At 53.6% G+C, this 13,868-nt stretch carries 15 protein-coding genes and 2 pseudogenes; 6 read left to right on the top strand and 11 right to left on the bottom strand.

Annotated features, from left to right (window positions below):
* Positions 1-595 precede the first annotated feature (595 nt).
* Positions 596-1,174 (bottom strand): DUF7978 family protein, encoded by a 579-nt coding sequence (locus O2S87_RS08230; RefSeq protein ID WP_475408313.1) that lies wholly within the window; start codon positions 1,172-1,174, stop codon positions 596-598.
* Positions 1,175-1,299: 125 nt separating this feature from the next.
* On the opposite strand from O2S87_RS08230, the gene O2S87_RS08225 reads away from it, so the two are divergent.
* Complete coding sequence (locus tag O2S87_RS08225; protein WP_475408312.1) at positions 1,300-1,470, top strand: hypothetical protein; 171 nt, start codon at positions 1,300-1,302, stop codon at positions 1,468-1,470.
* A gap of 2 nt (positions 1,471-1,472) precedes the next feature.
* Positions 1,473-1,598, top strand: a pseudogene (locus tag O2S87_RS08220) (IS5/IS1182 family transposase); the annotation flags it as partial.
* Between the two features lie 347 nt (positions 1,599-1,945).
* On the opposite strand, the gene O2S87_RS08215 reads toward O2S87_RS08220, so the two are convergent.
* From O2S87_RS08215 to O2S87_RS08170, 10 genes and pseudogenes are all read right to left on the bottom strand, one after another.
* Complete coding sequence (locus tag O2S87_RS08215) at positions 1,946-2,338, bottom strand: DoxX family protein (RefSeq protein WP_475408311.1); 393 nt, start codon at positions 2,336-2,338, stop codon at positions 1,946-1,948.
* 522 nt (positions 2,339-2,860) lie between these two features.
* Positions 2,861-3,106: a hypothetical protein gene (locus tag O2S87_RS08210; protein ID WP_475408310.1), complete on the bottom strand. Its 246-nt coding sequence runs from the start codon at positions 3,104-3,106 to the stop codon at positions 2,861-2,863.
* 464 nt (positions 3,107-3,570) lie between these two features.
* On the bottom strand, positions 3,571-4,500 hold the full coding sequence (locus tag O2S87_RS08205) for a hypothetical protein (RefSeq protein ID WP_475408309.1): 930 nt from the start codon (positions 4,498-4,500) through the stop codon (positions 3,571-3,573).
* Entirely contained in the window at positions 4,497-4,718 is a 222-nt protein-coding gene (locus O2S87_RS08200) for a hypothetical protein (protein ID WP_475408308.1), read from the bottom strand. The genes O2S87_RS08205 and O2S87_RS08200 overlap by 4 nt, the downstream gene beginning before the upstream one ends.
* A 333-nt stretch (positions 4,719-5,051) precedes the next feature.
* Positions 5,052-6,047 carry a M48 family metallopeptidase gene (locus O2S87_RS08195; protein WP_475408307.1) on the bottom strand — a complete coding sequence of 332 codons (996 nt, stop codon included), beginning with the start codon at positions 6,045-6,047 and terminating at the stop codon, positions 5,052-5,054.
* Positions 6,048-6,410: 363 nt separating this feature from the next.
* Positions 6,411-6,908 carry a DUF8154 family protein gene (locus O2S87_RS08190; protein WP_475408306.1) on the bottom strand — a complete coding sequence of 166 codons (498 nt, stop codon included), beginning with the start codon at positions 6,906-6,908 and terminating at the stop codon, positions 6,411-6,413.
* On the bottom strand, positions 6,901-7,581 hold the full coding sequence (locus O2S87_RS08185) for a nucleotidyltransferase domain-containing protein (protein WP_475408305.1): 681 nt from the start codon (positions 7,579-7,581) through the stop codon (positions 6,901-6,903). The genes O2S87_RS08190 and O2S87_RS08185 overlap by 8 nt, the downstream gene beginning before the upstream one ends.
* A 160-nt stretch (positions 7,582-7,741) precedes the next feature.
* Positions 7,742-7,981: a hypothetical protein gene (locus O2S87_RS08180; RefSeq protein WP_475408304.1), complete on the bottom strand. Its 240-nt coding sequence runs from the start codon at positions 7,979-7,981 to the stop codon at positions 7,742-7,744.
* Positions 7,982-8,113: 132 nt separating this feature from the next.
* Entirely contained in the window at positions 8,114-8,602 is a 489-nt protein-coding gene (locus tag O2S87_RS08175) for a hypothetical protein (protein ID WP_475408303.1), read from the bottom strand.
* Positions 8,603-9,052: 450 nt separating this feature from the next.
* Positions 9,053-9,631 (bottom strand): annotated as a pseudogene (locus O2S87_RS08170) (IS5 family transposase); the annotation flags it as partial.
* Positions 9,632-9,634: 3 nt separating this feature from the next.
* Here O2S87_RS08170 and O2S87_RS08165 point away from each other — a divergent pair.
* The 4 genes from O2S87_RS08165 to O2S87_RS08150 all read left to right on the top strand — a co-directional run bounded on the left by O2S87_RS08165 (position 9,635) and on the right by O2S87_RS08150 (position 13,866).
* Positions 9,635-9,826, top strand: coding sequence for a hypothetical protein (locus tag O2S87_RS08165; RefSeq protein ID WP_475408302.1), 192 nt, complete (start codon positions 9,635-9,637; stop codon positions 9,824-9,826).
* A gap of 147 nt (positions 9,827-9,973) precedes the next feature.
* Complete coding sequence (locus tag O2S87_RS08160) at positions 9,974-11,419, top strand: MATE family efflux transporter (RefSeq protein WP_475408301.1); 1,446 nt, start codon at positions 9,974-9,976, stop codon at positions 11,417-11,419.
* 354 nt (positions 11,420-11,773) lie between these two features.
* Positions 11,774-12,973 (top strand): ABC transporter substrate-binding protein, encoded by a 1,200-nt coding sequence (locus tag O2S87_RS08155; protein ID WP_475408314.1) that lies wholly within the window; start codon positions 11,774-11,776, stop codon positions 12,971-12,973.
* A gap of 5 nt (positions 12,974-12,978) precedes the next feature.
* The gene (locus tag O2S87_RS08150) at positions 12,979-13,866 is read left to right on the top strand and encodes a carbohydrate ABC transporter permease (RefSeq protein WP_475408300.1); all 888 of its coding nucleotides are present in this window, start codon (positions 12,979-12,981) and stop codon (positions 13,864-13,866) included.
* Positions 13,867-13,868: the final 2 nt, after the last annotated feature.

Raw genomic sequence — 13,868 nt, 5'->3', positions numbered from 1 at the left:
CAAGATCCAGATCGCTACAACCGGTTCTTCAATGAGATTCTGTGTGAATCACTCCACGAGAAGATTCACTGTACCGCCTCGGTTGAGGCTACTGGAGGTGAAGTCTAAACGGTTCTGAGACGCGACCAATAATTCCTGTGAGACCTTCTTGTGCGATAACCTCCGGAAGCATCAAAATTAGATTGCCACTGACGTAAATCACCACGGGGAGCAGTAATACATATAAAACGCATAAGAGGGTGATCCCCAGCGGGCGCGAAGACGACTCAGAACGGGCGACCATAATAAAAAATATTAGCAACATTGTGATAAACTTTGTGACATTATGGGTGAGTGCCCGCCGAGTATTGATTGGCGAGTCTGCAATCGGTTATACTACTGTCCAAACTTGTAACTTCTCAAGAATTTCAACAGAGTCGCGGTCTCCAATCTCGGCACCACTACGTGCTACATTAGCGTCTGCAGTCTCGCATGTTTTTGTCTTAGCATGTCACGCGGGTTAGAGGTTAATTCTGCTTGTCGGGGAACCACCTATTATCCGACGAAGAAGAGCTCGCACATCTACGGCGGACTAACTGATCGGATTGCTATACTCTCAGTCGTTCAGGAACGTCGAGATCGCGCCACCAATCGCGCCGAAGACCGCCGGGTAGACGCCGCCCATGAGCAGCACGGCGGTGACCATATCGGGTGCGACCGTCCCGTCGCCGACCGAGTATCGGAACACGAACGCACCGACCACGGCGAGCGGCAGGTAGCCTGCGAGGACGAACGCCCCGGTCAGGGCACCGTCTGTCGGCTCCGTCGTGCCCGTGAGGCGACCCACTGCGAGTCCCGCGACGATCAAAAGGAGCGGCGGGACGGCGTACAACAGCGTCAACGAACCGCCCTCAGCCTCCGCGATGAGGTTGAGCGAGCGCGCGCCCCCGACCAGCGAGGGGACCTGCGTGTCGACGAAATGGCCGTTGTAGAACACCCATCCGACGGCTTGCGACGTCGGGATCGGATCACCACCGAACAGGTCGGCAAAGAAGTTGAACCCCTGCAGTTGCTCTTCGACGGCGCTCTGTTGGGTGACGTACGCGAACAGGTAGCCGAGGACGTACGCGACGGCGCCGGCAATGGCGCCGCCGATAGCTCCCGTCCGTCGGCTCGGAGAAGCGGGGACAGACATGTGCTCGGCATCGTTTCGGGAAGGGTAAGTGTCTGTTGACTCGGGGAAAGAACAAATCGAACCGCTCCGTGGACCGTCACGCGACCGCATCCCGCCACTCTTCCTATGAAATTACACATCAAACCTTGTCATGGACGGTCCCGTCAGGAGTTCGCGTTGTCGGGGTAGTGACTGACGGCGACACTGTCCAGATCAAGGTGCTTGAAGGCGACGCGGATCACCGCGCCGGCGCGCTCACTGGAGCAGCCGCGACCCAGAAGCGCTTCCGGAGCCACATTCCGGGGGTCGCAGTGTAGCATCTTACTCAACAACGAAGCGAACGCAAACCTCCGCCTTGCGTTCGCAGTTCTGGTATCGACAGTTCCGTGAGATCGTCCTGATGTTCGCTCTTCACAACATCAAAAAGACCGTTGAGAAGCTATGATCTTACCGCCGTACCGCATTTTCAATAAAGCAGTCGGCCGAAAGTTCAAAGAAATGTTCTGATCAGTCGCGAAGCTCTGCAACAGAGTGACCAACCTCACGGACGTGTTCACTCCGCTCAAGTTCGAGCTCTTCAGCGAGATAGTCGACTGTTTCTTCAAGATCCATACACAAACGAAGGTCGACGAGTGGCATAAACCTAGTGCTGAGTGAGTCAGTTGAGGTCCGATCAGTTGGCAATATTGTTTGCTAAGCTACTGTCGGTGAGTAGTGATACTCGGTATAGGTTTCTCGCCGTAGGTTTGATTCAATTGCAACACTTAGAGGTGTAGTCTTGGACGTTCTTTGTTAGTTTTGACTGGCCTGTTTGAAGAATGCGATTGCAGCACCAAGGAGCGTGAGATTCTGAAGGAATGACGTAAGCTCCTCACCACGTGATTCGGAGTCGACAGCCCAGAAATCGTGCATGACTGGTGTGACTCCAATAAAGAATGCAGCAACACTCCCGGCTGCAAGTTTCGGGAGTTTCCAGAGCCCAATCCCGAGACTCCCACCGAGGAGGAGGCCACTTGATACTGGGACAAGTTTGTCTGCAACTGGGACTCCTTTAGCCTCCGCATAGGCAACCCGTCCATCAAGGTTTGTGAGGTTACGAACTGCAAGGATTGCGAGTCCACCTGCAAAGAGAATTCTCCCTAACGTCGACGGCACATTTTCGTCTATAGAGTCAGTATCTGACATCACTAAAACAAACGAGTCTTGGCGAGTTAACGCTCACCCTTTGAACTCGCATACAACTGCAATCTGCCCGTGGCAGAATAGAACAAGTAGTCGAGCTTAGAGCTAGGATGTGCGCCCACGTCGTTCCCAAGCCGAATAGATCAGTGCCGACCCGAAGAGCCAGAAGAAGATTCGTACGGGGATAATCGCCTCAGCCGAGTTGCTCTGGTAAGATTTGTGCGTGACATAATAGATCTCGCCGTCGTGTTCGATTGGATCTTCTCGCTCGAATTCAGGGATTCGTCGGTCGACGAGTCTGATCGATCCCTGTTCAACAGTGGCACGAACGGCGGCTGAGGTCTCTTCGCTCGTTACAGCAATGTGGTCAAGGGCTTCCATCGTCGACGCTCGTTCGTGGGTGAGACGTGTTGATCCGTTCGTGTACTCCTGTTCGGGGATAAAGTACTCCCCATAGATGGATACGAGGCTGTATCGACTCCACGAATCGGTATAAGGGTCCCAGCGACGACGTTCATCACCATGTTAGATCGTCCCGTTGTATTCAACCGCACCCTTCTCGTTGATCTCGGTTTCGGTCACACAGGCTCGTTCAGTGCCACACCGAAGCGTTTGTTCGGAAAACGAAACAACGGGCTCGGCCATCGTCTCGTTTTCTATGGGGGCAACCTCGTAGGTAATCTCAGTCCCAGTGCCATCGAGATTGTCCGGGGCGAAATACAGGGAGTTCAGTAGTAATCCGATACCGGCAACAAGAATAAGCGTCGACACGGAGCGTGGGGTCGTCCGTGAGGGCCGTGCACGCCTGAACGGGACGTATAACGGGGATTCCGAGAACAGAATCGATCGGGAGTACAACTACACAGTTGAAACTGGATCTGAGGTAGATGCCCGTCGACCGGATGCACTCGGGTCACGCTCGATCGGCGAGTGGACGTGGGATCTGTTCGCCTACTGAGATCTCCGAAGGGGAGTCGTCCGATCGTGTTTTTCGACCCGATCTGCGCCGACAGCAGCCGACCAGAAGTGTGTAGGTCGATGTAAATCTCAGGTTGTCGGATCAAGCCGCGTCCCGAAGTCGGCCCACGACTTGCGGGCGTCCGGATCGTCGGGGGAGAAACAGCCCCTCGCTACCACAGAGCCTCGTGAGCGCGTACTGAACGGGCCAACTACACGAGAGCCGAGTTCTCGCTACAGTAGGAGTCTCTGCCTCTGAGAGTGGATCCGAACAGCAGCTAGTAGAACGTAAGGTTCGCCCAGAATTCTCTCAGGCGGTCGGCTGGTGAGGGGTTTGGGACTGGACCCGCGGGCGGTCGGACCGCTGTGGCTCCGTACTGGTCGAACTTGGTTTCGATGGTATACCGAAACGTCCTCACATCGTCATCACCAGTTTCGGCTGCTTGATCGACAATCCGGCGATCGACGAGGCGCAGTAGTCGACCAGTCTGACCATCAACCGTGGCAGCGAGTCGACTGTCCTCGCCGACCGCTAGTGCGGGTTCGACGGGGACGACCGTTGCGTAGTCTTCTCGGCCAGTAACTTCGTATGTGACTGTCTCTGCAGTGCGATCCTGCTGTGACCACTCGCCATCTGGTGAGTGAATGTATGGCCTCGAACGAACTTGGTGGTGGGTTCCACCCTCCTCTCCGAGTCCAACTCCGCGATCGTAAACGCTCGAACTGACCCGTGGGCGATCCGCGGGACGTTCTGGGACAGCGATCCCTCGATCGTAAATCTCTGTTCCAGCCGACAGGTACAATACCTGAGCTTCCGGCAGATCGTCGTCTTGTATGCTTAATCGGAATTGGTCGATAAATGTCGGGTGGCTTGTAAGCGGTGATCGCGGATTACCTGCTGGAATCTTGAATACTGAATGAACCTGGAGGTAGCGGTGTCGCGACCGTTGCTGTTCGTAGCGGAAGCGTTCGCTCTCGTAGGGGGCAGCCTCAGTGCCATCGTCTTCGACAGTGACGGTCGAAACGGCCCGGTGATCGAGAACCGAAAGCAGCCGAGAGGCTTCATAGATCCGCTCACCCACTGGCAGAGACTCGTCGACCGTATCTGTGGGCGTGTATCGCCGGATGTTACTCAGTCGAAGTCCAGTGTAGCCACTTATTCCAGCGGTGACGACACCAGCGGTCCCGAGAAACTGTCGACGGTTCATTGGTTCTCGGTCGTCTCAGCACTGGACTCGTTTGTCTCATCAGCGCGGCGAGCATCAACGACCACTGATCGGTCGACCGTCGACCAAACCACAAGGAGATCCGCGTCTTTGTCTGCCTCGACAGTGATCGATGCCCCTGGTTCCAATGGAAATTCCTCACGTGCGTCTTCGTCTTCGGAGACCCAATAGATCGACGAATCATCCGTTTCATTGGACACTGCCAATGATTCGGTGTTCTGTCTGGTTATTGTCGTCCCGTACTCAAAGGTAAGCTCGTATGCTGATCCAGTCCAGTCAAACTCAACAAAGACGTTCGGTGTCGACAGTGGTCTGTTAGACGGCTCTGGTGACGCCGTGCATCCCGCAATCGCCATAATTCCAAGCGAAAGAAGCGATCTTCGATGCATTATATTATTCTTGTATGCATTTTTAAGATATAGATTATGATCTAGATCACATCATAATAATCTTCGATATCACCATCTTCTGTCACAGTTACAATCGCCCGTTCATCACTACCACCATCACGGCTCAATTGGGTTGATCTGACCTCAAGAGACGTGGTTCTCATTATTCGCTTTGAGTCGGTCAATTCGCGCATTCGTCGGTGGATGTGTCGCAAACAGTCGACGTTTGAACCGAGTAAACGGTGCAAGATACCCAACTGGATCAGCCTCTTCCGGTTCAACGATTGCAAAGGCTGAAATCGACGTTCGTCGGAAATCAGTTGTCGGGCGCTCGTCGAATGAGCCATCGATTGATTTGAGGGCCGATACAAGGGCTGCTGGCTCTCCGGTGATCGCGACTGCCCCACGGTCAGCGGCAAACTCACGGGTACGTGCAAAAGAAGCCGACAGTATCTGCGAGAGAATCGAAAAAGGAAGAACGAGCGCGAGTCCGACAGAGAGAATGGCGTCGGCGTGGTCTGCACGGCTAACAACCCCATGTTTGATTCCGGCTGTTGGACCGCTAAGGAGCTCTCCGACCCGTTCGGCGGCAGCTACTGGCAATGCCGAAGTAGTCATGACTGCTGCATCGTGGTTTTTGATGTGGGCAATTTCATGTGCAACAACCGCACGTAGTTCAGATTCCTCAAGGCTGTCCAGCAATCCCTCACTGACGACTAATCGAGATGTGCGGGTAGTAAAACCCGTGGTCAGCGAGATCGGTGTCTCCGTCGGTGCAACGTAGACTGTAGGGACTGGAACAGCCACCTGGTGCGCAGTGTTACGAATGGTCGAAAGTAACTTCGGGTACTCCGACTCAGAGACTCGCTGAGCGCCGGTAATTGCAATTGCGTAGTCGGGTGCGTTACGTTCACCCCACAGCACGATACTCAGAATGACACCAGACATGGAGATAATAATCAGCCCACCGGTGATCCCACCAAAGAGGTCGACTCCATTGCCACTGATAATCCATAGAATAAGCGCGATAAAGTACACGACAATTCCACTGGCAACTGCCGCCGCGAGCGTCGTCAATACCAACACAGACAATGCAAGGACGATCCACAACTGTAGTCGCCTATCTGGGGACCATTCCATGAAAACAAGTACGTACGAGTTGGGTAAAAAATTTCAGTTGTATGCAACGACCTGAAAAATGAAATTGTTAGTATTGCTTATGACTGGCCTGTAAGAATGATATTAATAATAAGAAGATTTTAACAGAGCCATTATAACCCGTCTATTGTACATATATGGCTCTGTTGAAATCCTTAGAAAGATATGCCTTCTGACAAGGGAATGGTCGGAACAGCCTGTACTTCACAGGCCGACCAGCAACAGGAGTGAGATCACAATATAAGATGAGACCGAGTAACATCCACGAATGCGACTCCGTCACTCTCTTTCGCTTGCCGTTTGCACCCTCCTCTCGGTGGGGCTATCTTTTTTCAAGGAGAGATGTCAGTCGGTAGAGTCGCAGATACATTCATGGCCTTGTCGGGATCGACCTACGACAAACTCGTGGATCTCGCTGGCAAGCTCATACATCGCCTCTGCACGGTCAGCTGCTGCAAGACCATCTTGATAGTACGTCTTCGCCCGGTGTTCTCGCCACAGATCCGCTAAATCCTCGGCGACCGATTCAGCGAAAAGCCCGATAGCAGCCGCTTCTCGATACACTCCAGGATGTGTGCCAGGAAGGTCGTTTGGATCCATTGTTCCCCGTTCGAGCAAGCGAAACTCGACTGTCCGTTCGATTGCGACGAACGAGGCCTCGATAACCAGTGTGTAGTATTCTGCATCCCGAAGTGTGTCGGCACCGTCGAGCAGTCGACATCCCTTTCGCAACTGGAGGAGTGCAGCATCCTCGACATCGAGACCTGGTTCGATTTGTGTCGGTCGGCGGTCGAATGCTGCTTGGACTTCGGTGACAAACTGGTCGATACGTGTACTACTCATCGCCGATTACCGCCTTTCGGATAGATTGGAGTTTCTCGTCTTCATATACTGTAATTCCCTCCAAGAAGATCTCACGAAGCTTTGAACCTGCTCGTTGCGCGCTGCTTACAGATTCAACGTATGGCTCGAATTCAAATCGATCACCATCGAATCGCTGGTCTTGGAGGTCGGCAACGACATCGGTCACAACCCGCCGAGCAGGTGTTCGATCTCCGTCGACTACAATGAAAAGGTCAATATCGCTCTGTCGATCAGCTTCACCGCGAGCGACGCTCCCGAAGACGACGATACCGAGAAGCGAATCGACATCATCTGTATTGCTTATTTCTTCTTGGATGTGGTCGACGAACACCCGGATCGGCTTATGGAACTCCGATTGTTCGATAGCCAGTATTGGGTCGTCTTTTTCGAGATTATCTGTGTTGATGGAAATATAGTTTCGTTGTGGCGTCTCTCGAATGTGGACTGCATCAATACTATCGAGTAAGCCGACAGCCCGCCACACTGTTGATCGAGCGACGTCCGTTGTGTCGACAAGTTCAGGTATCGTGAACTCAGAGTCGTGGGCATCGGCTAGGAGACGGAGGATATCATCTGCTGCCTCGATGCGAAACACCCCAGCATCGGTATTTGGATCTGGATCAATACAGATCCGTATTTCTTGTTTCGTCATGTCGGACACTGTATGAGCTTGTGCAACAACATATATAAACAGCGGCATTTCAGCACAGACTGTTTGACAAGGCCCATGAGATATACAACATATCGTCCAGTGAAGAAGGCCAAAAAGCAGATTGCACAGTTGCTATTATTCGACGCTAAATTGAATTAGTTTATCCTCCACTAGTGCCGAGTTCTAGAAGACCACCAAATCCGCCTGCAGCGAACACATTGACCTCCTCCCGCGCCTGAAGACGCGGGTATGCGCTCGCACTATGTATCACCGGCGTCTCGGAGGGATCAATCGCGGCCATCATCCGGTACTGCTCAATGTAGGACCAGGCCTCACGACCAATGAATGCGGCACCAATCAAAAGGACAACACCGATGAGCTGAGAGGGAACGGTAACCATGCAAATAATTATATATTAAACCTACATAAATCCTATAACTAATTATCTGCATAATGTCAGACATTCTCTCGTGGACAGTGTAACGTTTAGTAGACGGTGTAGTAAATATCAACCAAATAAACCTACGAGAGGTTAGATACTGAGTGCCCCGACGCCGATAACGACAAAGACAGCTGCAATTAACATCGGAAACACCGCAGTCCATAGACGCGTGATCGCAAACTGTCTTGGAGAGCGATCGGTGATCACGAGATCGCCTGTGAGGGCCACGCCGTGCTGTGTCTGTTCCGTAGGTCCCGCAACGAGATACACCTCTCCAGAATCGATCCGACGTTCAATGTAGCGACGCATACCGAGCCCGGGAATGACCTGCATCCATCTCGCAACCGAACCGAGATCGTCTCGAACGTCAATGAAACGTTGAATACGTTCCGGTAGTCTCTCGCTAGAACCAACGGTAATGACTGTCGACTCCGTATCAAGCCCGAATCGTTTCGGGGACGGTACGATGTCGACACCACCATCCGGACCATCGAGTGTGAATGATCGCGTTGCGACACCGTCGTCAAGGTGGGCCTGAAACCATGGAATGCCAATCCCGAACGGTTGTCGTTCCGTCACCTCAAACTCGAATCCCAAGCACGGTGTTCCAGTGAATGGAGCCAACAACGTCTCCGAGGATTTGTTCGCAATCCCACGACAGATAACGAATGATTCGTCAGAGATTTCGCTCGGGTCCAGTACGTCGCTACGGAGGATACTTGGAAGGATTTCGAGCGGTCGGAGACTATACCAGCCGATTGATCCGCCAATAACGACGAACACAACTCCAACCGCTGTTTGAATCATCAGCTGAAAATACATGTACCGACGAACATGTCTGTATCGGTAATGAGTACTGTTGCGTCCAATTGTAGGAACTCATCGTCGACTCCTTCAATAGTGAAATAAACTGTTCACGGAGGAGTGGTAACAGTTTGGTCAGCTCACTATCGGTGGTCTAACACACAAACTCGACCGAGTGCTCTAATCAATATTTGGCTCTGTAGTTTCGGTACACGGCGGTCAAATTCATGGAAATCGGACGCTCCGTCGAAGGTTGTAGACGGCTGCTTTGAGAACCATTTCTCGGAACTCTAAATTCCAACTCCGCGCACGCACGGCGGAGCCGAGCGTGCGCTTGATTGACGAGAAGACAGTTTCAGACATGGATCGCTGGTGATACCGATCACAGTCCATGCGGGCGTTGTGGGCGTGATCGAGCGAGGAATAGATACGGTGCTTGATCAGGGGACGAACACCGTTTCCACGGAGTTCGTCCCTGAAGGCTTTCGAGTCATAGCCACGGTCTGCAGCTAATGAACGCAGGTCGGCCGCATTCCTGCGGGCGACCTGCGGACCGATCTTCGCGTCGTGCTTCTTTGTCGTCGTGCAGTGGATGTCGGTGATGTGCAGCGTTTCGACATCAACCAAAGCGGTGACTTTCAACGCACGAATGCGGTAGGAGGTGCGGTTAGCGTAGTGTCGGCTGGGCTGATCGCCGTCGAAGCCTGTTGCATCGATAACAGAGAGAGCTGTGCGTTTCTCGGCTGTTCTGCTGAGAAACGCACGCCACGTCTTTATCGAAATCCGACCAAACCAGGTGCGGATTGCATGAAGTACGAGCATGGCCGTGTCGCCCAACACCTTCACACGCCGTGCGAGATGGTGAGACAGGCCATCAATCGGCTCGAAGCATCGGATCTCCGGCGTCGACTTGGTGCGAACGCGAACACGCAGGTAGAGTCGTTCGAACTCGACACGGTCGCCGAGCAGTACGCCGCGCTGTACAACAATCTGGCGTAGCTGTTCAGCCAGATTATTTAAATAAAGATCTGTCCGAACGCGGTGTCGATTTCGTGGTGTCAAGGCCACGGTTTCTGTCGGATCACTGATGATCGGTTGCCGGGGAGCGAACCCTTTCACCCCCTCAACGACAATCGGCGCCATCTCGTGGTTCGTCTGGCAAACCCACTCCGGTTGGTGATTCTGTTTATCGGGCTCGCGCTAGCACGTGCGGGGCTGATCGACCGATCGCGAGCCATTCAGACGACCGCGCTGGCGTGGCCCCGGATCGTCACGGGGATCGCCCGGATGTCGAAAAACGCGGTCGACGTTGCCATGGTCGGCGCGGCGATCGGCACGTCGGCTGTCGCTGGCGTCGGCTTCGCGGGACCGTTTTGGGGGCTCGCGTTCGCCATTGGCGGAGGTATCGCTGGCGGCACGATCGCGCTGGTCTCCCAGCGGTTCGGTGCCGACGCCTACGAGGAATTGGGCCTAGCGGTCCGCACGAGCGTCTTTTTGGTCATCGTGGTGAGTGCGCCGGTCTCGGCCTTCTTTTGGGTGTTTTCCGAACAGCTCATCTCGGTGCTCAGCAGCAACGACCAGGCGATCGCCTACGGCTCGACCTATCTCAGGATCATCGCGCTCGGCATTCCGTTCGCGGGGCTCAATCTCGTCGGGAGCCGGACGCTCGTCGGCGTCGACGACTCCTACACCGCGATGCAGGTCCGCGCTGCCGGTGCCGGGGCGAACGTGATGTTGAACGCGGTGTTCATCTTCGGCCTCGGGTGGGGTGTCTCCGGTGCCGCCCTCGGCACCGTGGTTTCGACGGTGGCCGTCACCGCGACGTTCGCGCTCGGTATCGGCGCTGGCAGGGTGCCGGGTATCGGCGCGTTTCCGGTCCGGATCGATCTGACTGGCCAGTACGTCGACCCCGCGACACTTCGTGATCTGGTTAAGATTGGGCTTCCGGTCGGCGGCCGGAACCTCGTCTGGACGGTCGCAGAGTTTCCGATGCTCGGTATTCTCGATCTGTTCGGCGAGAACGCAGTAGCGGCGTTCGTCATCACCCGGCGTATCTGGGGCGTGATGAACGCGCCGGGCTGGGGCTTCGGACTCGCCTCGTCAAGCCTCGTCGGTCAGGCGCTCGGCGCGAACGACGAACACGAGGCCAAAGCGTATGGCCGCGATATTATCCGATTTGCCGTCGCGACCTATCTGGTCTCGGCGCTCCTCGTTGCAGGGTTTGCTGAGCAGATTGTCGTCCTGTTCGCCGACTCGCCCACGAACCCAGAGATCCCGATCGCCGTCGACTTTGTCTACGCCGCCTGTGGTGGGATCGTCTTTCAGGGCGTCGCAGGCGCGGCCGCTGGCCCGCTCGATGCAAGCGGCGACACGCGCGTCCCGTTTTTAAGCCAATTCGTGGGGACGTTTTGTGGGGCGATTCTGCTAGCGTATCTCGGCGCGACGACTCCGCTGGGCTACTGGGGAATCTATCTGGCGTTTTTCGCCGAGACGACTGTTCCGGCGGCGATCAACTACTGGCGGTTCCGAACCGACCGGTGGCAGAAAATAAGCAGAACCTACCGTCCCGAGGCCGTCGTGGGTGACGACTAATACTACCGCTCTTGGGTAGAGGATTGTTAGTCAGGAGAAACTATGGATTCAGCCTGATTGAGTAGGGATGATTTGAGAAGAACTGATATTTATTTTCAACTACATAGACTCTAAACAACTATTTAATTAGATTAGAATATAGACCTCTATTTGTGATATTACAAATATATACTAATCTTAGCAAGGATTAATTGGCAAATTAACTACTCTGTAGATATGGATAGGAACTTTAACCGACGAAGCGTCCTCGCAGGAACATGTGCAATTGCTACCAGTGGGCTCGCAGGGTGTTCGAGTGTTCTCGGCGGTGGAGGCGGTAGTCCAGATGACGGAGAACTTGATTTATGGCACGCAATGGGTGGTTCAAACGAAGAAGCGATCAATGCAATTGTTGAGGAGTTTGATACCGGTGATGTCAGCGCAGAGTATAAGAGCAGCTACGAAGACGTTCTGAACGACATATTCAGCGCTATTGAATCGGGGGATGTCCCAGATACTGCCCAAATCGATAGTCTACACGCCCAACAAATCCTCGATACAGATGCGATGATGTCGATCGAGGAGATTCTCCCCGACGACTTTGACACAGACGACTTCTTAGATCCAGTTATCGATTTCTTTGTTGTTGACGATGAACTATACTCGATCCCATTCAACAATTCTAACGCAATTTTTTATTACAACGCCGATGCGTTTGAGGAGGCTGGTCTTGATCCCGATTCCCCACCTGAAACGCTGGATGAAGTTACCGACTACTCAAGGAAACTTGTCGATTCCGGTGCGACAGAATCCGGCATCACTTGGCCAAACCATATTTGGATGATAGAGACTTGGTATGCCCTGGCCGATGAATTACTCTTCGACGAGGAGAACGGACGGACCGGCCAAGCAACAACTATCAACGTCGATTCTGATTTTGCGGTCGACCTCTGGACATGGTGGCGAGACCTCTACGAAGAGGATCTGTATGTTAATGCTGGTGTTGAAGACTGGAGTGCTGCAGACTCCGCATTCCTCTCCGGTGAAGCAGGAATGTTGCTCACGTCGACAGCATCCGTAGGTTCTGTTCCAGAAGCCGCTGAAGAAGAGGAAGGGTTCGAGGCTCGGACCGGCTTCTACCCAGCACTGGACGACTGGACAGGCGTGCCAATCGGAGGTGCGTCGTTCTGGGTCCCCGAAAATGCCTCCGATCAAGAGTTATTGGGTGAGTTGCTCGCATACATGGCGTCGACGGACGTACAAGCCCAGTGGCACAAAGACAGTGGGTACTACCCGATCAGACAGTCAGCAGTCGATCAACTCGAAGAAGACGGTTGGTTCGACGAGAACCCTAACCATCAGACTGCCCTCGATCAGTTACTCGAATCAGAGACGACCGCGGCCACTCGCCGAGCACTCATCGGCCCGGCACGGGAGGTCCAACTCATCGTTGAAGAGACCTCTGTGTCTATTTTCTCTGGAGAGGTGAGCGTCGAAGAAGGTCTCGAAGACATACAGAGTGATGTCGAAGAAGAGCTCGAACGCTACAGCGAAGTCGGACCAGATTCCGAATAAAATTCATGTCCACGAGAGAAGTATTTGACCGCCCGGGGCTGGGTTATCTGCTGATTCTACCGACCGTGGTAGTATCTTTAGTCTTTCTGTACTACCCAGCTGTCGAGGCCGTCTACATGAGCCTATTTTCGACGCTCCAGTTTGGGACCAGGCGTGTCTGGGTCGGTCTCGACAATTACGTCGACCTTGGGACCTCTCCGGAGTATCACTACAGCGTTGCAATCACCCTCTTGTTCAGCATCCTAGTGGTCTTAGGCGTAATGGCCATTTCGCTCATGATTGCCTACATGATCCACGAGGTAGAAGTCGGTAAGACGGCTTATCTCGTCGCGGCTGTCTGGCCGTACGCCCTCCCACCCGCTGTTGGCGGGTTAGTCATCCTCTACCTAATCCATCCGAGCATTGGAGTCTTCACAGGCCCAATTGAAGCTCTTGGAGTCAACGTCAACTGGTTTACGAACACGAAGCAAGCGTTCGTTGTCATCGTATTAGGAGCGATCTGGAAGCAAATCGGTTACAATGTAATTTTCATGATCGCGGCGCTGAACAACGTCCCTACCACGCTCAGTGAGGTAGCTAATCTTGATGGAGTAAACCGGATGAAACGGCTCATGGAGGTATATATCCCACTCATCTCGCCGACACTGATATTCCTATCAGTTATGAATACAATTTACGCGTTCTTCGGAACGTTCGCGTTCATAGATGTACTGACCGGAGGCGGCCCAAACGGTGGGACAAGCATCATGATATACAGCCTGTATCGCAACGCCTTTGACGGCAGTCGTCACGGTTTGGCGTCCGCTGAGTCGGTTGTCCTATTTGTAATCGTTAGCCTGTTGATGCTAATTCAGCTTCACTACTCCGACCGACACGCTCACTACGGAGGCTAATT

The sequence above is a fragment of the Halohasta sp. A2 genome (genome assembly GCF_056175805.1).
The sequence above is the reverse complement of the archived record's forward strand: the minus strand, read 5'-3'. Positions and strand labels throughout refer to the sequence as shown.